Origin of the sequence: Citrobacter sp. S55_ASV_140 (assembly GCF_018919505.1) — a bacterium.
Classification (GTDB): domain Bacteria; phylum Pseudomonadota; class Gammaproteobacteria; order Enterobacterales; family Enterobacteriaceae; genus Citrobacter; species Citrobacter werkmanii.
In genome coordinates, this window is sequence record NZ_JAHLQZ010000012.1 from 23,105 (window position 1) to 44,651 (window position 21,547).

20 protein-coding genes are annotated in these 21,547 nt (G+C 53.5%); 7 read left to right on the forward strand and 13 right to left on the reverse strand.

The genetic code is table 11. The features are described 5' to 3' along the window. Window positions 1-46: 46 nt before the first annotated feature. From nadC to hofC, 4 genes are all read left to right on the forward strand, one after another. Window positions 47-940 (forward strand): carboxylating nicotinate-nucleotide diphosphorylase, encoded by an 894-nt coding sequence (nadC, locus tag KQJ18_RS03875; protein ID WP_085048304.1) that lies wholly within the window; start codon window positions 47-49, stop codon window positions 938-940. Window positions 941-1,172: 232 nt separating this feature from the next. Next, window positions 1,173-1,610, forward strand: a complete 438-nt coding sequence (gene ppdD / locus KQJ18_RS03880; RefSeq protein ID WP_038637249.1) for a prepilin peptidase-dependent pilin — start codon at window positions 1,173-1,175, stop codon at window positions 1,608-1,610. Window positions 1,611-1,619: 9 nt separating this feature from the next. Further along, window positions 1,620-3,002 (forward strand): type II secretion system protein GspE, encoded by a 1,383-nt coding sequence (gene gspE, locus KQJ18_RS03885; RefSeq protein WP_216421450.1) that lies wholly within the window; start codon window positions 1,620-1,622, stop codon window positions 3,000-3,002. Next, window positions 2,992-4,194: a protein transport protein HofC gene (gene hofC / locus KQJ18_RS03890; protein WP_216421452.1), complete on the forward strand. Its 1,203-nt coding sequence runs from the start codon at window positions 2,992-2,994 to the stop codon at window positions 4,192-4,194. Before gspE ends, hofC begins: the two co-directional genes overlap by 11 nt. Window positions 4,195-4,228: 34 nt before the next feature. Here hofC and KQJ18_RS03895 read toward each other — a convergent pair whose 3' ends face one another. After that, on the reverse strand, window positions 4,229-5,272 hold the full coding sequence (locus tag KQJ18_RS03895; protein WP_085048308.1) for a GMP reductase: 1,044 nt from the start codon (window positions 5,270-5,272) through the stop codon (window positions 4,229-4,231). Window positions 5,273-5,497: 225 nt separating this feature from the next. On the opposite strand from KQJ18_RS03895, the gene coaE reads away from it, so the two are divergent. Genes coaE through yacG form a run of 3 tightly spaced genes read left to right on the forward strand, consistent with a single transcriptional unit; the run spans window position 5,498 to window position 7,065 of the window. After that, window positions 5,498-6,118, forward strand: coding sequence for a dephospho-CoA kinase (gene coaE / locus KQJ18_RS03900; RefSeq protein ID WP_038637237.1), 621 nt, complete (start codon window positions 5,498-5,500; stop codon window positions 6,116-6,118). After that, window positions 6,118-6,861, forward strand: a complete 744-nt coding sequence (gene zapD / locus KQJ18_RS03905; RefSeq protein ID WP_038637234.1) for a cell division protein ZapD — start codon at window positions 6,118-6,120, stop codon at window positions 6,859-6,861. Before coaE ends, zapD begins: the two co-directional genes overlap by 1 nt. Window positions 6,862-6,870: 9 nt before the next feature. Next, window positions 6,871-7,065, forward strand: a complete 195-nt coding sequence (yacG, locus tag KQJ18_RS03910; RefSeq protein WP_003018740.1) for a DNA gyrase inhibitor YacG — start codon at window positions 6,871-6,873, stop codon at window positions 7,063-7,065. Between the two features lie 90 nt (window positions 7,066-7,155). Here the strand turns inward: yacG and mutT are convergent, their stop codons facing one another. The 12 genes from mutT to murD form a co-directional block, all read right to left on the reverse strand. After that, window positions 7,156-7,545, reverse strand: coding sequence for an 8-oxo-dGTP diphosphatase MutT (mutT, locus tag KQJ18_RS03915; protein WP_038642991.1), 390 nt, complete (start codon window positions 7,543-7,545; stop codon window positions 7,156-7,158). 56 nt (window positions 7,546-7,601) lie between these two features. Next, window positions 7,602-10,307 carry a preprotein translocase subunit SecA gene (gene secA, locus KQJ18_RS03920; protein WP_038637231.1) on the reverse strand — a complete coding sequence of 902 codons (2,706 nt, stop codon included), beginning with the start codon at window positions 10,305-10,307 and terminating at the stop codon, window positions 7,602-7,604. Between the two features lie 60 nt (window positions 10,308-10,367). Further along, window positions 10,368-10,874, reverse strand: a complete 507-nt coding sequence (secM, locus tag KQJ18_RS03925; RefSeq protein WP_038637228.1) for a secA translation cis-regulator SecM — start codon at window positions 10,872-10,874, stop codon at window positions 10,368-10,370. Window positions 10,875-11,156: 282 nt separating this feature from the next. Then, entirely contained in the window at window positions 11,157-12,074 is a 918-nt protein-coding gene (gene lpxC, locus KQJ18_RS03930; protein WP_006686706.1) for a UDP-3-O-acyl-N-acetylglucosamine deacetylase, read from the reverse strand. 100 nt (window positions 12,075-12,174) lie between these two features. Then, window positions 12,175-13,326, reverse strand: a complete 1,152-nt coding sequence (ftsZ, locus tag KQJ18_RS03935; RefSeq protein WP_003018753.1) for a cell division protein FtsZ — start codon at window positions 13,324-13,326, stop codon at window positions 12,175-12,177. Window positions 13,327-13,388: 62 nt separating this feature from the next. Then, window positions 13,389-14,651: a cell division protein FtsA gene (gene ftsA, locus KQJ18_RS03940; RefSeq protein ID WP_003018755.1), complete on the reverse strand. Its 1,263-nt coding sequence runs from the start codon at window positions 14,649-14,651 to the stop codon at window positions 13,389-13,391. Continuing rightward, the gene (gene ftsQ / locus KQJ18_RS03945) at window positions 14,648-15,481 is read right to left on the reverse strand and encodes a cell division protein FtsQ (protein ID WP_038637223.1); all 834 of its coding nucleotides are present in this window, start codon (window positions 15,479-15,481) and stop codon (window positions 14,648-14,650) included. The genes ftsA and ftsQ overlap by 4 nt, the downstream gene beginning before the upstream one ends. 1 nt (window position 15,482) lies before the next feature. Further along, a complete protein-coding gene (locus KQJ18_RS03950) occupies window positions 15,483-16,403 on the reverse strand; it encodes a D-alanine--D-alanine ligase (RefSeq protein ID WP_216421454.1) in 921 nt (306 codons plus the stop codon). Continuing rightward, on the reverse strand, window positions 16,396-17,871 hold the full coding sequence (gene murC, locus KQJ18_RS03955) for a UDP-N-acetylmuramate--L-alanine ligase (protein WP_085048311.1): 1,476 nt from the start codon (window positions 17,869-17,871) through the stop codon (window positions 16,396-16,398). Before murC ends, KQJ18_RS03950 begins: the two co-directional genes overlap by 8 nt. 51 nt (window positions 17,872-17,922) lie before the next feature. Continuing rightward, window positions 17,923-18,990: an undecaprenyldiphospho-muramoylpentapeptide beta-N-acetylglucosaminyltransferase gene (gene murG, locus KQJ18_RS03960; RefSeq protein WP_038637216.1), complete on the reverse strand. Its 1,068-nt coding sequence runs from the start codon at window positions 18,988-18,990 to the stop codon at window positions 17,923-17,925. Next, window positions 18,987-20,231 carry a cell division protein FtsW gene (ftsW, locus tag KQJ18_RS03965; protein WP_038637214.1) on the reverse strand — a complete coding sequence of 415 codons (1,245 nt, stop codon included), beginning with the start codon at window positions 20,229-20,231 and terminating at the stop codon, window positions 18,987-18,989. The genes murG and ftsW overlap by 4 nt, the downstream gene beginning before the upstream one ends. Beyond that, entirely contained in the window at window positions 20,231-21,547 is a 1,317-nt protein-coding gene (gene murD / locus KQJ18_RS03970) for a UDP-N-acetylmuramoyl-L-alanine--D-glutamate ligase (protein ID WP_216421456.1), read from the reverse strand. Before murD ends, ftsW begins: the two co-directional genes overlap by 1 nt.

Sequence of the window (21,547 nt, forward strand, 5' to 3'; positions counted from 1 at the left end):
TAGCATGTTTCTACCTTATGATTCGTTAGCAATTTGGAGTTTTATCATGCCGCCTCGCCGCTATAACCCTGACTACCGACGTGACGCGCTGTTGGAACGCATAAATCTGGATATCCCTGCCGCTGTAGCTCAGGCACTGCGCGAAGATTTAGGCGGAGAAGTTGATGCCAATAACGATATCACCGCACAGCTTTTACCCGAAGATATGCGTTCCCACGCCACCGTGATTACCCGAGAAAATGGCGTTTTTTGCGGGAAACGTTGGGTGGAAGAGGTCTTTATTCAATTGGCTGGCGATGATGTCAACATCACCTGGCATGTCGAAGATGGCGACAGCATTAAGGCTAATCAACCGCTGTTTGAGCTGGACGGCCCTTCCCGCGTACTGCTGACCGGCGAACGTACCGCGCTTAATTTTGTACAGACGCTTTCGGGCGTGGCGAGCGAGGTGCGTAAATACGTCGATCTGCTGGCGGGGACAAAAACCCAACTACTGGATACACGTAAAACGCTGCCAGGACTGCGTACCGCCCTGAAATATGCCGTGTTATGCGGCGGCGGTGCGAATCATCGCCTGGGGCTTTCTGACGCCTTCCTGATTAAAGAAAACCACATTATTGCTTCTGGTTCGGTACGTAAGGCCGTTGAAAAAGCCTTCTGGTTGCATCCGGATGTGCCCGTTGAAGTTGAAGTTGAAAGCCTGGAAGAACTGGACGACGCACTGAAAGCCGGGGCGGACATCATCATGCTCGATAACTTCGAAACTGAGCAAATGCGCGAAGCGGTAAAACGCACCAACGGCCAGGCGCGTCTGGAAGTCTCGGGTAACGTCACCCATGAAACGCTGCGCGAATTTGCCGAAACCGGTGTGGACTTTATCTCCGTTGGCGCACTGACCAAGCACGTCCGCGCGCTCGATCTCTCCATGCGTTTTCGTTAATTGCTAATTGCAAGGCCCGATGGCGCTTCGCTTATCGGGCCTCCCCCCAGCCGGATAAGGCATTTACGCCGTCATCAGGCAGTTTCTTCTAGCCCCTTCGCAAATACGTTGTCCGATCCTGTAATTTCGTAAAAATCCTCTGAACCCGCTTTCCCGTTCTGTTTTTTGTCTCTCGCCTAAGATCCGTTCGATTTGCCAAAGTAGCGCCAGCTAACTCAGGAGCGAATCAACAATGGATAAACAACGAGGCTTCACGCTTATCGAACTGATGGTGGTCATTGGCATCATTGCCATTCTTAGCGCCATCGGCATTCCGGCTTATCAAAACTATCTGCGCAAAGCCGCCCTGACAGACATGCTGCAAACCTTTGTCCCCTATCGCACCGCGGTCGAGCTCTGTGCGCTGGAGCATGGTGGAACAGAGACTTGCGATGCCGGGACCAATGGCATTCCCTCCCCCACAACCACCCGTTATGTCTCAGGCATGAGGGTTGAAAAAGGCGTTGTCAGCCTCACAGGCCAGGAAAGCCTGAATGGGCTAAGCATCACGATGACGCCGGGTTGGGACAATGCCAACGGTATTACCGGCTGGAACCGTAACTGCGCCATTCCAAATGACAGCGCACTACAACAGGCTTGCGAAGACGTTTTCCGCTTCGACACGTACTAAGGAAAAGAGATGAATACCACGCAACTCACGGCGCTATGCCAACGTTATCAGGGAATATTACTCGATGCAGACAATGAAGTAGTGCACATCGCCGTGGTGGATGCACCGTCCCATGAGCTGCTGGACGCCCTGCATTTTGCCACCACCCGACGTATCGACATTGTTTGCTGGACTCGCCAGCAAATGGAAGGCCACACGCATACGCCACAGAAAATGTTACCGGTCGTAGTGTCTGAAAGCAGCGCCACCGCAGCTGGGTTGCTGAATCAGACGTTTCAATCCGCCCTGGCGCAACGGGCTTCTGATATTCACTTTGAACCAGCGGAACATCGCTATCAGATCAGATTACGCGTGGATGGCGTATTACATGCTTTGCCAGAAGTCACAACTGAGATGGGCATCGCTATCACCGCAAGATTAAAAGTATTAGGCAGCCTGGATATTGCCGAGCACCGGCTGCCACAAGACGGACAATTTACCATTGAGATTTCAGGACAACCCATCTCGTTTCGTATCTCCACCCTGCCCTGTCGCTGGGGTGAAAAGGTTGTACTACGGCTACTTCATCAGGTCGATCAGACACTGGATATCACCGCGCTGGGCATGCAGGACGCGCAGCTGGCAGCATTTTCGCAAGCGTTGCAGCAGCCTCAAGGGCTGATTCTGGTTACCGGGCCTACCGGGAGTGGTAAAACGGTCACCCTGTACAGCGCGCTACAAACCCGAAATACATCAGAGGTGAATCTTTGTAGCGTAGAGGATCCGGTAGAGATCCCCATCGCAGGCCTTAACCAGACACAAATTCACCCACGCGCAGGTCTTACTTTTCAGGGCGTATTGCGCGCTCTGCTGCGCCAGGATCCCGACATCATTATGGTCGGCGAAATCCGCGATGGCGAAACGGCTGAAATAGCGCTTAAGGCGGCACAAACCGGTCATCTGGTTCTGTCAACACTGCATACTAATTCCACCAATGAAACGCTGGTACGCCTGCAGCAAATGGGGGTTGCGCGCTGGATGATCGCCTCCGCGCTGACGCTCGTCATTGCCCAGCGCCTGGTCAGAAAGCTATGCCCCCATTGCCGACAACGCCTGGAGACATCCATTACGCTCCCCCAAGCAATCTGGCGCATGCCACTGCCACGTTGGCATGCGCCTGGTTGCGAACATTGTTATCACGGCTTTTATGGTCGTACCGCATTGTTTGAAGTGCTCCCGGTGACACCTGCATTACGCCAGAGCATCGCCAGTGGCACATCCGCAGACGGGGTCGAGTCAGATGCTCAGCTATCTGGGCGTACGCTTTTCGAGAATGGCTGTCAGGCTGTCGAACAAGGCTTAACGACATATGAAGAACTTATTCGCGTACTGGGCATGCCGCATGTCAGCTAAACAGCTTTGGCGCTGGCAAGGCATTAACAACGAAGGTGAGCCGTCGGAAGGAGTATTATGGGCTGATACCCGACTCTCGCTGATACAAGCGCTGGAGCAGCGGCATATCACGCCGTTACGTATTAAACGTATCCGTGTCAAAAACTCTCACTGGAGCAGTGAAAGAAGCGCCGAAACCATACATCAGTTGGCAACCTTACTGAAAGCAGGGCTAACACTCTCGGCAGCGCTAACCCTGCTGGCTGAACAGCATCCCAGCAGCCAGTGGCAGGCGCTCCTGCGCACGCTGGCTCACGATATGGAGCAGGGCGTTTCCCTCTCCACCTCACTCGCAACATGGCAACACATTTTTCCGCCACTTTATCAGGCGATGATCCGTACCGGAGAGCTTACAGGTAAGCTGGATGATTGCTGTTTTGAACTCGCCAGACAGCAAAAAAACCAGCAGCAACTCGCTGATAAAGTTAAAAAAGCCCTGCGCTATCCGATTATCATCATCACGATGGCGGTAATAGTGGTATTTGCGATGCTGCAGTTTGTGCTCCCTGAGTTTGCCGCCATCTACCAAACGTTTAACACCCCACTACCAGCGCTCACTCGGGGGATGATTGCCATCGCCCACTACAGCAGCCAATGGTCGTGGCTGGCGGTAGCATTCACGATGCTCTCGGTTATGACATATCACGTGATCAAACAGAAACCGTATTGGCGCATTCTGAGTCAGAAATGGTTGCTTGGGCTCCCGGTGACAGGAGCAATGGTCAGAGGGCAAAAACTCACGCAGATCTTTACCGTTCTGGCGTTAACACAAAACGCTGGCATTCCCTTTTTACAGGGTCTTGAGAGCGTTAGTGAAACGCTTGCCAGCCCTTTCTGGTCTCAACGTTTAGCGCAGGTTCATCACGATATCAGCGCCGGGAAACCTGTCTGGTTGGCGCTGAAAAATTGCGGCGAATTCAGTCCATTATGTATACAGCTGGTAAGAACGGGGGAAGCATCCGGCTCGCTGGATGCAATGCTGCGTAATCTCGCCCACCATCACGGGGAGAAAACGCTGTCTCAGGCGGAAAATCTGGCTGCGCTACTTGAGCCCGCGTTACTGGTCATTACGGGTTTGATCATCGGTACGCTGGTTGTCGCGATGTATTTACCGATTTTCCATTTGGGAGATGCAATGAGCGGCGTGGGATAAAGCTGGCGCATTACCACACGCCAGCTTCATCATGTTACAGGCTATTGAAAACGCGGTTTTCTTGTTCCTGTACACGAATAAACGTTGTACGTTTGGTTAGCTCTTTCAGACGGGAGGCGCCTACATAAGTACAAGCTGAACGCAGGCCACCGAGGATATCGCGAGCGGTATTATCAACCGGACCACGCAGCGGCAGCTTAACGGTTTTACCTTCTGCAGCGCGGTACTGTGCAACACCACCTACGTGACGCGTCATGGCAGATTCAGAGCTCATACCGTAGAACAGCATGAATTTCTCACCGTTCTCTTCAACAATTTTGCCGCCACTTTCTTCATGACCGGCCAGCATGCCGCCGAGCATAACGAAGTCCGCGCCGCCGCCGAATGCTTTTGCCACGTCGCCCGGCATTGTGCAGCCACCGTCGCTGACAATCATACCGCCCAGACCGTGCGCTGCGTCGGCACATTCAATCACTGCAGAGAGCTGCGGATAGCCAACGCCGGTTTTTACACGCGTAGTGCATACAGAACCAGGCCCAATACCGACTTTGACAATGTCCGCACCGGAAAGTATCAGCTCTTCACACATTTCGCCGGTAACCACATTACCCGCACAGATCGTTTTCGTCGGCCATGCTTCACGCGCTTTTGACACAAACTGAACAAAATGCTCAGAGTAGCCATTTGCCACATCAATGCAGATAAAGTTCAGCGCCGGGTTGAGCGCCAGAATCTGTTTGGTTTTTTCGAAATCTGCGTCAGACGTGCCGGTGGAAACCATCACATGCTGGAGGATATCGGCAGAGCTATCCGCGATAAAGGCAGACCAGTCTTCAACAGAATAGTGTTTGTGCACAGCGGTCAGGATGTCGAAGGATGCCAGCGCCTTTGCCATGGCAAACGTCCCGACAGTGTCCATGTTCGCAGCGATAATTGGTACGCCGGACCAGGTCTGACCTGAATGCTTAAAGGTAAATTGACGTTCCAGCTCAACATCGGAACGGCTTTTGAGAGTAGAACGCTTAGGGCGGATAAGAACGTCTTTGAAACCTAACTTCAGATCTTCTTCGATACGCATGTGCGGATTCCTGGGGTTAATGGCGAAAAATCGAAACTCACAACTCCAGTGACGCTATCATACGCACTAATCAATGCCGCGCAAGACTGCGAAATTCTCTTTTTTTACGCTACAATCCCATAAATTTACCTGGCGAATAGTAGGTTAATCCTGCAGCAGCCTCGCCTTCGCGTGCTTAACTTTTAACTGTTTGATAATCAAACTTAAACTCCAGGATCTGCATCTATGAGGTATACAGTAGCCTTAACCGGCGGCATTGGCAGTGGTAAAAGCACCGTTGCAAATGCGTTCGCTGACCTCGGAATAAACGTGATTGATGCAGATATCATTGCGCGTCAAGTGGTTGAACCAGGTACGCCTGCCCTCATGGCGATTGAAGAACATTTTGGTTCCGACGTGATAGCCGCGGACGGGTCGCTACAGCGACGCATTTTACGCGAACGTATTTTTTCCAATCCTGAGGAAAAAAGCTGGCTAAATGCGCTGCTCCATCCGCTTATTCAGCAGGAAACACAGCGTCAGTTTGATCAAGCGACCTCGCCCTATCTGTTATGGGTTGTCCCGTTGCTGGTAGAGAATTCGCTGTATAAAAAAGCCAACCGCGTGCTGGTGGTGGATGTCACCCCCGAGACCCAGCTCAGACGAACCATGCAGCGTGATGATGTGACGCGCGAGCATGTTGAAAAAATTCTTGCTGCCCAGGCTACGCGTGAAGCGCGTCTGGCCGTGGCAGACGATGTTATTGATAATAATGGCGCACCGGAAGCCATCGCCTCGGATGTCGCCCGCCTGCACGCGCTCTATTTGCAATGCGCGTTGCAGTTTGTCTCACAGGAAAAACCGTAATGCACACCCAGGTCCTTTTTGAACACCCTCTCAATGAGAAGATGCGTACATGGCTGCGCATAGAGTTTTTGATCCAACAGCTCTCCGTTAATTTACCTATTGCAGACCATGCAGGCGCACTGCATTTTTTCCGTAATATCGGCGATTTACTGGATGTCTTTGAACGCGGTGAAGTTCGCACCGAACTCCTGAAAGAACTTGAACGACAACAGCGTAAACTCCAGGCCTGGGTTGAAGTTCCCGGCGTCGATCAAAGCAGAATCGACGCATTGCGCCAACAGTTAAAAAGCGCGGGCAGCATTCTGATTTCGGCCCCACGCATTGGACAAACGCTGCGTGAAGATCGCCTGATTGGCCTCGTGCGTCAGCGTTTAAGCATTCCTGGCGGATGCTGCAGTTTCGATCTCCCCACCCTGCATATCTGGTTACATTTACCACAGCCGCAACGCGACGCGCAGGTTGAAACCTGGCTTGCCAGCCTGAATCCACTCAACCAGGCGTTGTCGCTGGTGCTGGATTTAATTCGTAACTCGGCGCCGTTTCGTAAACAAACCAGCCTGAATGGTTTTTACCAGGACAACGGCGAAGATGCCGATTTGCTGCGCTTGCAGCTGCCGCTGGATTCGCAGCTTTATCCGCAAATTTCTGGTCATAAGAGCCGTTTTGCCATTCGTTTTATGCCGCTGGATAGCGAGAATGGCCAGGTGCCTGAGCGTCTCGATTTTGATCTGGCGTGCTGTTAAGGAGTCAACATGTCTGAACAAACCATCGTCAACTGCCCAACCTGCGGTAAACCCGTGGTGTGGGCTGAAGTCAGTCCGTTTCGCCCATTCTGCAGCAAACGCTGCCAGTTAATCGATCTGGGTGAGTGGGCCGCAGAAGAGAAACGTATCCCCAGCTCTGGCGATCTGTCGGAAAGCGACGACTGGAGTGAAGAGCAGAAATAATTCTGCTAAAACGGGATAAAGCAACGCCGCATCCGGCGTTGTATGTTGTTTTGCCTGATGGCGCTGCGCTTATCAGGCCTACGAACACCCTTAGCCCGCAATCAGCTTTTCAATTACCGGGGCATTCGCGGGCGGGAAGTCCTCCACATTCAGAGCATCTTGCGCAATCCACTGCGCCGGTTGCCCCTCTTTTCCCCACGGTTCGCCTTCCCAGCTTTCCACCAGCCAGAACCACAGCGTAATGTGCCGGTCCGGAAACTGATACTCCAGCTTTTCGAACAGTGAATTCTGAGTCGGTGTGATCCCAACTTCTTCCTGTAGTTCGCGAATCAGCGCCTGCTCTGGCGTTTCACCCGCTTCAATTTTCCCGCCGGGGAATTCCAGCTTATTTGCCATATGGGCATCCGCCGCACGCTGGGTGATAAAAATTTCATTGTGCTGGTTACGAATAATCCCGACGGCGATCTGCAATTTTTTCATTTTCATCGTCCATAAAAAAGGCGCAGAAGTCTGCGCCTTTTCAATAAGTTATTTTCTTAGCTCAGACGGCCATGGCACTGTTTGTATTTTTTGCCGGAACCGCAAGGGCACGGATCGTTACGACCCACTTTACGCTCGCCGGTTTGTGCTGCCATCTCTTCTGCCGCGGCGGCATCGTCGCCTTTATGGCTCAACTGCTGCATCTGCGCTAAACGCTCAGCTTCTTCACGACGCTGCTGCTCCATCGCTTCGACTTCTTCAGGCATACGTACCTGAACTTTGCTCAGGGTGCTGATCACTTCATACTTCAGTGATTCCAGCATTGATGCAAACATAGAGAAGGATTCACGCTTGTATTCCTGCTTCGGATCTTTTTGCGCGTAACCACGCAGGTGGATACCCTGACGCAGGTAATCCATCGCCGCCAGGTGCTCTTTCCACAGCGAGTCGAGCGTTTGCAGCATCACGCCTTTTTCGAAGTGACGCATCATCTCTGCGCCCACAACTTCTTCTTTACGCTGATAAACTTCTACCGCATTTGCCAGAATACGTTCGCGCAGCGTTTCTTCGTGCAGCTCAGGTTCTTTATCCAGCCACTCTGAAATCGGCATATCCAGATCAAAGTCGTTTTTCAGGCGCTCCTGCAGACCCGGAATATCCCACATCTCTTCCAGAGACTGCGGCGGAATATAGGCATCAATCGTCGCTTTGAAGACGTCTTCGCGGATGCTGTTAATGGTTTCGCTAACGTCAGAGACATCCAGCAGTTCGTTACGCTGGGTGTAGATTGCGCGGCGCTGATCGTTAGCAACGTCATCATATTCCAGCAGTTGCTTACGAATATCGAAGTTGCGGCTTTCCACTTTACGCTGCGCGTTTGCAATCGCTTTCGTCACCCATGGGTGTTCAATCGCTTCACCCGGCTTCATACCCAGTTTACGCATCATGCCGGACACGCGGTCAGAGGCAAAAATACGCATCAGCGCATCTTCCATCGACAGATAGAAACGAGACGAACCCGCATCACCCTGACGACCGGAACGACCACGCAGCTGGTTATCGATACGACGAGATTCATGACGCTCAGTACCGATAATATGTAAACCGCCGGCCGCTAACACCGCGTCATGACGAACCTGCCAATCAGCTTTGATCTGGGCGATCTGTTCCGGAGTTGGGTCTTGCAGCTCGGCAACTTCCGCCTGCCAGCTACCACCCAGCACGATATCGGTACCACGACCCGCCATGTTTGTCGCAATAGTGACGGCTGACGGATAACCCGCCTGGGCGACGATATCCGCTTCGCTGGCGTGGAACTTGGCGTTCAGCACGTTGTGCTTAATGCCTGCTTTGGTCAGCTCGTTAGAGACCACTTCCGATTTTTCAATGGAGATAGTACCCACCAGCACCGGCTGGCCATTTGCGGTACGCTCTTTAATATCTTCAATAATCGCCTGAATTTTTTCCGCTTCGGTCATGTACACCAGATCCGGTAAATCCTTACGGATCATCGGACGGTTGGTCGGAACGACCACGGTATCCAGTTTGTAGATGGAGCTGAATTCAAACGCTTCAGTGTCTGCAGTACCGGTCATACCGGCCAGTTTTTCGTACAAACGGAAGTAGTTCTGGAAGGTAATGGATGCCAGCGTCTGGTTTTCGTTCTGGATCTCCACGCCTTCTTTCGCTTCAACAGCCTGGTGCAGGCCATCGGACCAGCGACGCCCCTGCATCGTACGACCAGTGTGTTCGTCGACGATGATAACTTCGCCATCTTTCACGATGTAGTCGACGTCACGGGTAAACAGCACGTGCGCGCGCAGTGCGGCAGTCACGTGGTGCATCAGCATAATGTTGCCCGGAGAGTACAGCGACTCGCCCTCATCCATAATGCCTTCGTTCACCAGCAGTTCTTCAATCAGCACCAGACCACGTTCGGTCAGGTTAACCTGGCGCGCTTTCTCATCAACGGAGAAGTGGCCTTCACCCTGGAAAGTGTCGGAATCTTCCTTCTCCTGACGGATCAGGTGCGGAATGATTTTGTTCACTTTTTTATACATTTCCGAGCTGTCTTCAGCCGGACCGGAAATGATCAGCGGCGTACGCGCTTCATCGATCAAGATGGAGTCGACTTCATCGACCAGCGCATAGTGCAGTTTACGCTGAACACGCTCTTCCGGGCTAAACGCCATGTTGTCACGCAGGTAGTCAAAGCCGTATTCGTTGTTGGTGCCGTAGGTAATATCGGCATTATAAGCTTCACGCTTAGCTGGCGCTGGCAGGCCAGACATGTTGATACCGACAGTCATGCCGAGGAATTCAAACAGCGGGCGGTTATTTTCGGCGTCACGCTGGGCCAGGTAGTCGTTCACGGTAACCACGTGTACGCCTTTCCCGCTTAACGCGTTCAGGTACGCCGGCAGCGTTGCGGTCAGGGTTTTACCTTCACCGGTACGCATTTCCGCGATGCAGCGATCGTTAAGCACCATACCGCCCAGCAGCTGAACGTCGAAGTGGCGCATGCCGAACACACGCTTACTCGCTTCGCGAACCACCGCGAACGCTTCCGGGATCAGGCTCTCAACGCTGGCGCCTTTTTCCAGACGGGCGCGGAATTCCGCAGTCTTTGCTTTCAGCTCATCATCGGAGAGTTTTTCCATCTCCGGTTCCATGGCGTTGATGACATTGACCACTTTACGCATACGACGCAGCGTACGTTCGTTACGGCTACCGAATACTTTTGTTAATAATTTGATTAGCATAATAAAATCTCAAACGCCCCGCGATGCGGAGTCAAAAATTATAAGTTGGAAGGTTCTTTTTTAGCTGAGGCGTTGAGGGCCAGCGCGGATACCCTGCAGCTGGCTGATCCAGACCGGAACGCTAAACGCGGCCTGAGAGGTAAAATGAGAGTATGTCACGCGACTCACGGTCGCTGGCGGTCTGCCTTCTTGCGTCAGCATCGCGCTGAGCGTATTCAATAACGCAAGATGGTGCGCCTGGATTGGCAACGGCTCTTCGGCAACGGGCAGCGCCTGAGGAGCCATAGCAAAAGAAAGATGGCGAATAACCGTACGAATAGCATGCTGATGCCAGTAGTCGACGGTAAAATTCGGGCGGCGATTGGTCGCTTCCAGCAAAGCAAGCTGGTTAAAGTTAACTTTAGCGCCTTGATCGTGATTGCTGGCGGTCGCCTTCGCGGGGGTATTAGGTTCAGCAGCATTACCGAGCGCGGGCAGGCCAAAACTAGCCGCGACCATCCCCAACAGGAGATGCGGCCAGAAGTACCGTCTGCCTAACTGTCGCCAGCGCGTCAGTATTCCACTCACGTTATTGCCACCTGATATACCCTGCGTTTGGGGTTACATATGCAAAACCATTTTTTGCGCACAAATATTACCATTAATGCGTTCGCACCACAGCAGTAATGACGCAAGTCGCGGGTAAATATGCTTAAGAAAGCAGCGATCGAACGCTATTTTACTCTGCCGGTGGGGAGAAAGTCGCTTCAGGGAAGGTGGTTTGCAATCGGAAAATAAAAAAACGACTGGTTCACCTGGCCGGAGAGAGTGCCAGATTAACCAGTCGAATTTATGCGACAGCGTATGTCGTTATGCCAGTACGGTCGAAGGTGCTTTGAACGCCAGCGGCAGTTCTGCATCGTCCTGGAAGGTCACATATTCCCAGGCTTCCTGTTTCGCCAGGACCGCCTGCAACAATTTGTTATTCAATGCATGACCGGATTTATACGCGGTGAATGCACCAATAATGTTGTGACCACACATGAACAAGTCACCAATCGCGTCGAGCATTTTGTGACGAACGAATTCGTCTTCAAAACGCAGGCCGTCTTCGTTCAATACGCGATAATCGTCAACAACGATGGCACAATCGAAGCTGCCGCCCAGGCACAGGCCGCGGGACTGCAGATATTCGATATCACGCATGAAGCCGAAAGTACGCGCGCGGCTGATCTGGCGCATGAACGCATCCGCAGAGAAGTTCATCGCGTAGCGCTGCGTGCTGGAGTCGATTGCCGGATGGTTAAAGTCGATGGTGAAATCCAACGTAAAACCATTATACGGCTTAAACTCAGCCCACTTATCGCCATCTTCGACACGAACGGTCTCTTTGATGCGAACAAATTTTTTGGCGCTGCTCAGTTCTTCAATACCCGCATCAAGCAGCAGATAAACGAACGGAGCGGCACTGCCATCCATAATCGGGATTTCCGGGGCGTTAACTTCAATAACGATGTTATCGATACCTAAGCCCGCCAGAGCAGCGTTAAGGTGCTCAACGGTTGAAATCCGTACATCATGCTCGTTGACCAGACACGTACAGAGCATGGTATCACGCACAGATTTGGCATCGGCCGGGAAATCTACCGGAGGATTCAAGTCGGTGCGACGATAGATGACCCCGGTGTTGGCCGGCGCAGGGCGTAATGTCAGGGTGACTTTTTTGCCGGTATGCAAACCGACGCCAGTCGCCTGAACGATACGTTTAAGAGTCCTTTGTTTGATCATCGTATAATCTCGCCAAATTACCTATCCAACCGAAGTGTACTATACATTCGGTGGGCCAGTTTAGCACAAAGAGCCACAATTCCCAAATTCCAGCTAATTCTTAATCAGCTTGCTTACGCAGGAACGCAGGGATATCCAGATAATCCGGCTCTTTGGTGGTTTGCGGCGTATTGTCGTTTACCACTTTCGCAACCGGTTTTTGCTCTTGCGTCAACGGCGCCATACCGTGCTGCTGGTAACGATCCATTACCGGCTGCTGGACCTGCTTGTTGGTTACCAGAGTGATTTCAGGACGCTTGTCCATACCAATTCCAGTCGCAACAACGGTCACGCGCAGTTCGTCGTTCATATCCGGGTCCAGAGAGGTACCGATAACCACGGTCGCGTTATCCGATGCAAAGGCACGGATGGTGTTACCGACGGTTTCGAATTCATCCAGACGCAGGTCGAAGCCCGCAGTAATGTTGACCAGCACGCCGCGCGCGCCAGACAGATCGATATCTTCCAGCAGCGGGGAAGAGATAGCCATTTCAGCCGCTTCTTCCGCACGGTCTTCACCGCTTGCCACGCCGGAGCCCATCATCGCGTAGCCCATTTCGGACATCACGGTGCGCACGTCTGCAAAGTCGACGTTCATCAGGCCCGGACGAGTGATCAGTTCAGCGATACCCTGCACCGCGCCTTTCAGTACGTCGTTCGCCGCGCCGAAAGCGTCAAGCAGGGAGATACCACGACCCAGCACTTTCAGCAGTTTGTCGTTCGGGATAGTGATCAGAGAGTCCACGTGTTTGGACAGTTCGGTGATACCCTGCTCCGCGAATGCCATACGCTTCTTGCCTTCAAAGTTGAAAGGCTTAGTCACGACAGCAACGGTCAGGATACCTAAATCTTTTGCCACTTCAGCAACCACTGGCGCAGCACCGGTTCCGGTACCGCCGCCCATTCCTGCTGCGATAAACACCATGTCTGCACCGTCAAGCGCTGCACGCAGAGCTTCACGATCTTCGTCTGCCGCATTACGACCGACTTCCGGGTTTGCACCCGCGCCCAGACCTTTGGTGATGCCGCTACCAATCTGAATGGTCTGTCCAACCGCCGTTTTACGCAACGCCTGAGCGTCGGTATTCACCGCAAAGAATTCAACACCTTCGATGCGCTCGCGCACCATGTGTTCAACGGCATTACCGCCGCCGCCGCCGACGCCGATGACTTTAATCACCGCGTCATTGGTTAGTTCCATAGGTTCAAACATAGTTTCTCTCTCCGTTGTGCCTGTCGCCTGAGACCTTTAATGTGCGTCGGTCTCTTTAAAAATTAAAACTCTTTTCTCAGCCAGCTATTGAGTCGTTTAATCCACGAGCCAACTGACGCCGTTACGCGTTTTTCAACTTCAGCCTCACCACTCAAATGGGACTCTTTCCCGTAGTGAAGCAGCCCCACCGCCGTTGAATAATACGGCTCCTGGGCATAATCCGTCAGACCGGTAATATTCAGCGGTGCGCCAATACGGACTTGCGTATGGAACACGCGCTGTGCGCAGGCTGCAAGACCTTCAATTTGCGCTGCGCCACCCGTTAACACAATCCCCGCCGCCAGATGATGTTTCACCCCCTGCTGGCGAAGCTGTTCTTGTAATTGCAAAATTTCTTCGTTGACTAGGTTGAGCAGCTCGGTATAACGCGGCTCAATGACCTCTGCCAAAGTCTGACGCTGCAGGCTACGCGGCGGACGACCGCCCACGCTTGGCACCTCAACGCTCTCGTCTTTACCGACGATGGAGCCCAGCGCGCAGCCATGACGTACTTTGATGGCTTCAGCATCGCTCGGCGGCGTACCAAAGGCATACGCGATATCGCTGGTCACCACATTCCCTGCATAAGGGATCACTTTGGTATGGCGCAACGCCCCGCCAGTATAAACGGCGATATCCATTGTACCACCACCAATATCTACCACGCAGACACCCAGTTCACGTTCATCTTCCGTCAACACGGAATAACTGGCTGCCAGTCCGGCGAAAATCAGTTGGTCAACTTTCAGACCACAACGTTCAACAGCTTTGACAATATTCTTCGCCATGTCGTTGTGGCAGGTAATAAGATGCACTTTTGCCTGCATACGTACGCCGGAAAGACCTACCGGATTTTTGATACCTTCCTGGTAGTCAATGGCGTATTCCTGCGGAATAACGTGCAGAACACGATGTTCATCGCGCACGCGTACGGATTTTGCCGTATGTACGACGTTTTCCACATCTTCCTGCGTCACTTCCTCTTCGGAAATGGGCACCATACCAATTTCATTCTGACAGCTAATGTGTTTGCCGGAAAGCGCCAGATACACCGAGGATATCTGGCAATCTGCCATCAGCTCAGCCTGGTCAATGGCGCGCTGTACGCATTTCACCACTGACTCAAGGTCATTCACCCCGCCTTTATCCATACCTCGCGATGGGCAACTGCCCACGCCAATGATATTGACCATACCGTCGGGCAGAACTTCCCCTACTAAAGCGGCTACCTTCGCGGTGCCAATCTCCAGTCCAACTACCAGTTTTCTGTCCGTCGCCTTGATCATTGTTGTTCTGCCTGTGCCTGATTCTGTTGCTGATTAGATTCCTCAGGAGGCAAGGGAACCCAGCCTACTGCCGCTCCTGAGTCATAACGCAAATCAACGTAGCTAATCCGTTTGCCATCGGTTTGCGCCTGCTGCTGTAAAACCGGGTAGAGTTCCACAAAGCGAGCCAAACGTTTTATCGTATCGCCCCTGCCCAGATTGAGCTTAATATCGTTATTTAGCGTCAACTGCCAGGAACGACGCGCGGTCATCGCCGCTTCCTTCAGGGTGAATCTATCCTTAGCCAGCACCTGCCCCATATCGCGGAACCCTTGCAGCACTTCACTTGCGCTGCCTTCCGGTCCATACAACATGGGTAATACCTGCTTATTGGCCCGACCGGATGGGACGCTGAACGTATTGCCTTCAGCATCCACCATGTGCTGGTCATTCCAACGCGCAATTGGCACATATTCAACCAGATGAATCTTCAATTCATCAGGCCATTGCTTTCTGACGCTCGCCTGTTTAATCCACGGGAGGCGTTCAATCTGACTCTGGATGATGTTCACATCCTGGGTCATAAAGGTTCCCGGCGCGCCCAGCGCCAGAATGGACTGACGGATATCATCATTGCGCGTGTAATGCCGTTCGCCGGTTAACACCAGTTTTGACAACGGCAAACGCTGCGCATCTTCCATCCATCCCAACACGACCCAGCCGCTGACAAACACGGTGCACAGCACTGTCAGCAGGAACAGTATTCCTGCAAGACGCGTTCCATTATTGCGGCGTGAGGAATTTACGTCTTCTTCATCACCGTTTCGCGTGTTCAGTGCAGCCTGCGACATATCAGTCCGCCAACTCCAGAATTCTTACCACCAACTGCGAGAAGCTCAGACCCGCCTGACGCGCCGCCATCGGCACCAGGCTGTGGCTGGTCATACCCGGAGAGGTATTGGCTTCCAGCAGATAAAACTGGCCATCGCTGTCCAGCATGACGTCAATGCGCCCCCAACCTTTACAGCCTAAGGCGGTCCACGCTTTCAGGACTAAATCCTGTAATTGGGCCTCTTGCTCGACTTCCAGACCTGCAGGGCAGAAATATTGTGTCTCATCAGAGAGATACTTCGCCTCATAATCATAGAAGGTTCCCGCGGATTGGATACGTATTGACGGTAAAATTTCTTCGCCGAGTATCGCAACGGTAAATTCCGGGCCACTGAGCCATTTTTCAATCAGTACTTCTTCATCATGCTGAAAAGCCAATGCTAATGCACCCTGCAAAGCATTTTCTTCTTCAACTTTTGACATCCCTACGCTGGAACCTTCACGGCTTGGCTTCACAATCAGCGGCAAACCTAACGCAGAAATTTTTGCAACTATCTCATCGCTAAGACCTTTTTCGAACTCAGCGCGGGTCAACGCAACCCATGGCGCGACGGGTAAACCTGCGCCCTGCCACAGCAGCTTGCTGCGCAGTTTGTCCATCGAAATCGCGGAAGCCATGACGCCGCTGCCGGTATAAGGCAGGCCAATTTGCTCCAGCATGCCCTGCAACGTGCCATCTTCACCGCCACGGCCGTGCAGCGCAATAAACACCTTCTGAAAACCCATTGATTTCAGAAGAGTGACATCAACCTCTTTAGGGTCAACCGGATGGGCATCCACGCCGCCTTCACGCAACCCGGCGAGCACAGCCGCGCCAGAGTTCAGCGACACTTCTCGTTCTGCGGAGGTGCCCCCTAACAGGACCGCGATTTTATCAGCCATGTTGTTCTTCCTCCGGATTTTGCGGCTTCAGTTTGATTTCAGCTAAGGAACGCGCAATTTTGCCGATATTTCCAGCGCCTTGCACCAAAATCAGATCATTGCCGGTTAATACCGGTGCCAACATTTCTGCCACCTGGGCCGGATCGGATACCAGAATAGGATCGATCTTACCGCGACCACGAATAGTACGGCACAGCGAGCGGCTGTCAGCGCCTGGAATGGCGGCTTCGCCCGCGGCGTATACATCCAGCATCAACAGCGCATCAACCTGAGTCAGCACGTTGGCAAAGTCATCGTACAAATCGCGCGTACGCGTATACCGATGCGGCTGGAACAGCATCACCAGATTTTTGTCCGGCCAGCCCGCGCGCGCGGCTTTAATCGTGGCATCCACTTCCGTTGGGTGATGGCCGTAATCATCAACCAGCATCGCGGTCCCGGCTTTACCGTTAACCGGCTCCAGCGGGAATTCGCCGAGGAAGTCAAAACGGCGTCCGGTACCCTGGAAACTTTCCAGCGCGCGCAGGATCGCGTCGTCTTCAATACCTTCTTCCGTTGCGACCGCCACCGCAGCCGCGGCGTTCAGCGCATTGTGACGGCCCGGCGCGTTCAACGTTACGCGTAGTTCGGCCATCCCCTGACGCACCAGGGTGAAGTGTCCCTGCGGGCCGATCTGCTGGTAATCTTCAACGCGCACATCGGCATCATCACTGAAACCATAGGTTGTGGTTTGACGGCCAACTCGCGGTAGCAGTTCGCGGATCACCGGATCGTCAACGCACATCACCGCACGACCATAAAACGGCAAGTTATGCAGGAAATTAATAAACGTCTGCTTTAAATTTTCGAAGTCGCCATGGTAGGTATCCATATGGTCGGCTTCGATATTGGTGACAATCGCCACCATCGGCTGCAAATGCAGGAACGACGCATCGCTCTCGTCCGCTTCGGCAATCAAATAACGGCTATGACCCAGACGTGCATGAACGCCTGCGGCCTTCACCAGACCACCGTTAACAAAGGTCGGATCCAGCCCCGCTTCCGCGTAAATACTGGAGACCATCGCCGTGGTCGTGGTTTTACCATGCGTCCCGGCAATGGCGATGCCGTGACGAAAACGCATTAACTCCGCCAGCATTTCAGCACGACGGATCACCGGAATGCGCGCTTCATGCGCCGCAACAATTTCTGGGTTATCCGCAGAAATGGCGCTGGAGACCACTACCACGCTCGCATCGCGTACGTTTTCCGGACGATGGTTGAAGAAAATCGTGGCACCGAGATTCGTCAACTGCTGCGTCACCGGATTTGGCGCTAAGTCAGAACCGCTGATCTGATAACCTTCATTGGCCAAAACTTCGGCAATACCGCCCATACCAGCACCACCGATGCCGACAAAGTGAATGTGCCGAACGCGACGCATTTCGGGCACGATGGAACGCAGTTTTGCCAGTTGTTGTGTATTCATTCTTTAGCCATTAACTTCTTAGTTCATGCGATGCAAAAGGCATCACCACAATTACGCCCGGGCAGCCCGGCTCACTTCATTTGCAACGCGTTCGGTGGCATCCGGTATGGATGCGGCGCGCGCACGTTCTGCCATGGTTAATAAAGTTTCTCGCGACCACCCGGCAAGGGTGCTGGCGACGGCATCCACAGTAAACTGTGGTTGCTCTAAAATTTTGGCGGCGCCCGCTTTTTCCAGCGGCAACGCATTCCAGTACTGCTGTCTGTCTTTGTGCTGGAACGGCACAAACAGCGCAGGTAAGCCTGCAGCGGCAATCTCACTCACCGTCAGCGCGCCGGAACGGCACACTACAACATCCGCCCATGCATAAGCGGCGGCCATATCATCAATAAACTCAGTGACCTTGTGCTGCGGTTGTCCGACCTCGGCATAAGCGTGTTCAACGGTTTGTTGCGCACCTTTACCGCTCTGGTGCCAGATAGTCACCGCCTCGCCAAGCTTTGCGGCAACCTGCGGCATCGTCTGGTTGAGAACGCGCGCGCCCTGAGAACCACCGACCACCAGCACACGAACCGGGCCTTCACGTCCAGCCAGACGCGCTTCGGGTAATGGCAGCGCCAGCACGTCCGTGCGTACCGGGTTCCCGACCACTTCCGCATTCGGGAAAGCGCCGGGGAAAGCCTGCATAACCTTCGTTGCAATCTTTGCCAGCCATTTATTGGTTAATCCCGCAATGCCGTTCTGCTCATGCAGTACGACCGGAATACCTAATGACCATGCGGCCAAGCCGCCAGGACCTGACACGTAGCCGCCCATACCGAGCACCACATCAGGCTTGAATTGCTTCATGATGGCGCGCGCCTGACGCCAGGCGTTAAAAATACGCACGGGTGCGGCAAGCAGTGCGTTAACGCCTTTGCCACGCAGACCGGAGATGCGAATAAAGTCAATTTCAATGCCATGCTTCGGCACTAAGTCCGCTTCCATACGATCGGCGGTGCCCAGCCAACGAACCTGCCAGCCCTGGGCCATTAAATGGTGCGCGACCGCCAGTCCCGGGAACACATGCCCGCCGGTACCGCCTGCCATCACCATTAACCGCTTCGGTTGACCACTCATCGTGCACCTCGTGTAAACGCCTGGGCTTTTTCCAGACGCGTTTCATAATCAATACGTAACAAAAACATGATGGCCGTCGACATTATCAACAAACTGGAACCACCATAACTAATAAGCGGCAGCGTCAGGCCTTTGGTTGGCAGCATACCTGCCGCCGCGCCGACGTTTACTAACGCCTGGAAGCTAAACCAGATCCCGATGGAGCAGGCTAAAAAGCCTGAAAAACGGTGGTCAATTTCCAGCGCTTTACGGCCAATCGACATCGCGCGAAAAGCGACGAAGAATACCATTAAAAGTGCCAATACCACACCGATATAACCCAGTTCTTCCCCAATGATGGCGAAGATGAAGTCGGTGTGCGCTTCCGGTAAATACTCCAGTTTTTGGACTGAGTTGCCTAACCCTTGCCCCCAAACCTCACCACGGCCAAACGCCATTAGCGATTGCGTCAACTGGTATCCGCTGCCGAACGGATCTTCCCATGGATTCCAGAAAGAGGTTACGCGACGAATACGATACGGTTCGGCAAGGATCAGCAGCACGACCGCCGATATCCCCATGCCGATAATCGCAATGAACTGCCACAATTTAGCCCCGGCAAGAAACAGCATCGCCAGCGTGGTGACAAACAGCACCACTACCGTACCGAGGTCAGGCTGCGCCAGCAGTAATACGGCCAGCACCAGGATCACGCCCATCGGTTTCAGGAAGCCGCGCAGGTTGTTGCGCACTTCATCCACCTTGCGTACCAGGTAGTTGGCGAGATAACAGAACAGCGACAGCTTGGTAAATTCCGCAGGCTGAATACGCAGCGGCCCCAGAGCAATCCAGCGCGATGCCCCGTTAACGGAGCTCCCCACCACCAACACGATCAGCAGCATGATGATCGAGGCGATGAGCATCGTAGTGCTGTACTTCTGCCAGAACGCCATCGGCAGACGCAGCGTGACCATCGCCAAACAGAACGCCAGGAAGATGTACAGCGCGTCACGTTTAGCAAACAGGAAGGGGTCGCCCGCCAGACGTTGTCCTACCGGCATTGATGCCGATGTCACCATGATGAAACCAATTGCCGCCAGACCAAAGGTCAGCCACAGCAGCATGCGGTCATACATGATCAGGCTGTCCGCGTCTTTATCGCGCGAAGCCATCACCCAGCCTTTGAGTGCCGCGAAGATCCACGCCAGGACACCCAGTCCCGGTAAGCGCGGCATTCTCAGGCGAGGGAGAGATAAACGCATCAACCCAACTCCTTCGCCAGACGCGTAAAGACGTCACCGCGTTGCTCAAAGTTCTTGAACTGATCGAGGCTGGCACACGCTGGCGACAGCAGCACCATATCACCCGGCTTCACGCGCGGCGCGAGCAGACGCATTGCCTGCTCCATGGTTTCGGTTTGTTCGGCAAACTCAGGTCGCAGTGCCGCAAGCTGCGCGCCATCACGGCCAAAGCAGTACAGACGGATGTTGTCGCCGGTGAGGTAACGTTGCAGCGGCATAAAGTCAGCGGATTTCCCGTCGCCGCCCAGCAGCAGGTGCAGCGTACCGTCAACATGCAGGCCATTCAGCGCCGCTTCAGTACTGCCGACGTTGGTCGCTTTTGAATCGTTGATCCAACGCACACCGTTATGATTCAGTACCAACTGGAAACGATGCGCCAGTCCGGTAAAGGTGGTCAGCGCTTTCAGGCTTGACGCCCGCGGCAGACCCGCTGCATCAGCCAGCGCCAGCGCTGCCAGAGCGTTGGTATAGTTATGCTGGCCGGTAAGCGTCATCTCTTTCACGTTGAGAACTTTTTCACCCTTCACCCGCAGCCAGGTTTCGCCCTGCTGACGATTAAGGTGATAGTCCCCCATGTTGACACCGAAGCTCACACAACGCTCATCTGCGCCACGAACCGGCATGGTCAGCGCATCATCCGCATTGACCACGCAGACTTTCGCATTCTCATAAACGCGCAGTTTGGCCGCACGATACTGCTGCAAGCCAAACGGATACCTGTCCATATGATCTTCGGTGACATTCAAAATGGTGGCGGCTACGGCCTGTAAGCTGGAGGTCGTTTCAAGCTGAAAGCTGGATAGCTCAAGCACATATAGCTCACGCTCGGCGTCCAATAACATCAGTGCTGGCAGGCCAATGTTACCGCCTACGCCGACGTTAACGCCTGCTGCTTTTGCCATTTCGCCAACCAGTGTCGTAACCGTGCTCTTACCGTTAGAGCCGGTGATCGCGACGATCGGCACCTGTGCTTCGCGACAGAACAGCTCGATGTCACCGACAATTTCAATCCCCGCATCGGCGGCGGTGCTCAGTGAAGGGTGCGCCAGGGCAATACCAGGGCTGGCGACGATGAGATCGGCGTCCAGCAGCCAGTCATCATTCAGGCTGCCAACATGACGCTCAACCGCTTCCGGTAATTTATCCAGGCCCGGCGGCGTCGCGCGGGTATCCATCACGCGCGGCGTCACGCCACGCGCCAGGAAGAAATCCACGCAGGATAGCCCGGTCAAACCCAGACCGATAATGACGACTTTTTTACCCTGGTAATCAGCCAT

Bases quoted from the DNA above. Each gene is read 5' to 3' on its own strand.
- nadC (WP_085048304.1), top strand. From the start codon at position 47: ATGCCGCCTCGCCGCTATAACCCTGACTACCGACGTGACGCGCTGTTG.
- ppdD (WP_038637249.1), top strand. From the start codon at position 1,173: ATGGATAAACAACGAGGCTTCACGCTTATCGAACTGATGGTGGTCATT.
- gspE (WP_216421450.1), top strand. From the start codon at position 1,620: ATGAATACCACGCAACTCACGGCGCTATGCCAACGTTATCAGGGAATA.
- hofC (WP_216421452.1), top strand. From the start codon at position 2,992: ATGTCAGCTAAACAGCTTTGGCGCTGGCAAGGCATTAACAACGAAGGT.
- KQJ18_RS03895 (WP_085048308.1), bottom strand. From the start codon at position 5,272: ATGCGTATCGAAGAAGATCTGAAGTTAGGTTTCAAAGACGTTCTTATC.
- coaE (WP_038637237.1), top strand. From the start codon at position 5,498: ATGAGGTATACAGTAGCCTTAACCGGCGGCATTGGCAGTGGTAAAAGC.
- zapD (WP_038637234.1), top strand. From the start codon at position 6,118: ATGCACACCCAGGTCCTTTTTGAACACCCTCTCAATGAGAAGATGCGT.
- yacG (WP_003018740.1), top strand. From the start codon at position 6,871: ATGTCTGAACAAACCATCGTCAACTGCCCAACCTGCGGTAAACCCGTG.
- mutT (WP_038642991.1), bottom strand. From the start codon at position 7,545: ATGAAAAAATTGCAGATCGCCGTCGGGATTATTCGTAACCAGCACAAT.
- secA (WP_038637231.1), bottom strand. From the start codon at position 10,307: ATGCTAATCAAATTATTAACAAAAGTATTCGGTAGCCGTAACGAACGT.
- lpxC (WP_006686706.1), bottom strand. From the start codon at position 12,074: ATGATCAAACAAAGGACTCTTAAACGTATCGTTCAGGCGACTGGCGTC.
- ftsZ (WP_003018753.1), bottom strand. From the start codon at position 13,326: ATGTTTGAACCTATGGAACTAACCAATGACGCGGTGATTAAAGTCATC.
- ftsA (WP_003018755.1), bottom strand. From the start codon at position 14,651: ATGATCAAGGCGACGGACAGAAAACTGGTAGTTGGACTGGAGATTGGC.
- ftsQ (WP_038637223.1), bottom strand. From the start codon at position 15,481: ATGTCGCAGGCTGCACTGAACACGCGAAACGGTGATGAAGAAGACGTA.
- KQJ18_RS03950 (WP_216421454.1), bottom strand. From the start codon at position 16,403: ATGGCTGATAAAATCGCGGTCCTGTTAGGGGGCACCTCCGCAGAACGA.
- murC (WP_085048311.1), bottom strand. From the start codon at position 17,871: ATGAATACACAACAACTGGCAAAACTGCGTTCCATCGTGCCCGAAATG.
- murG (WP_038637216.1), bottom strand. From the start codon at position 18,990: ATGAGTGGTCAACCGAAGCGGTTAATGGTGATGGCAGGCGGTACCGGC.
- ftsW (WP_038637214.1), bottom strand. From the start codon at position 20,231: ATGCGTTTATCTCTCCCTCGCCTGAGAATGCCGCGCTTACCGGGACTG.
- murD (WP_216421456.1), bottom strand. From the start codon at position 21,547: ATGGCTGATTACCAGGGTAAAAAAGTCGTCATTATCGGTCTGGGTTTG.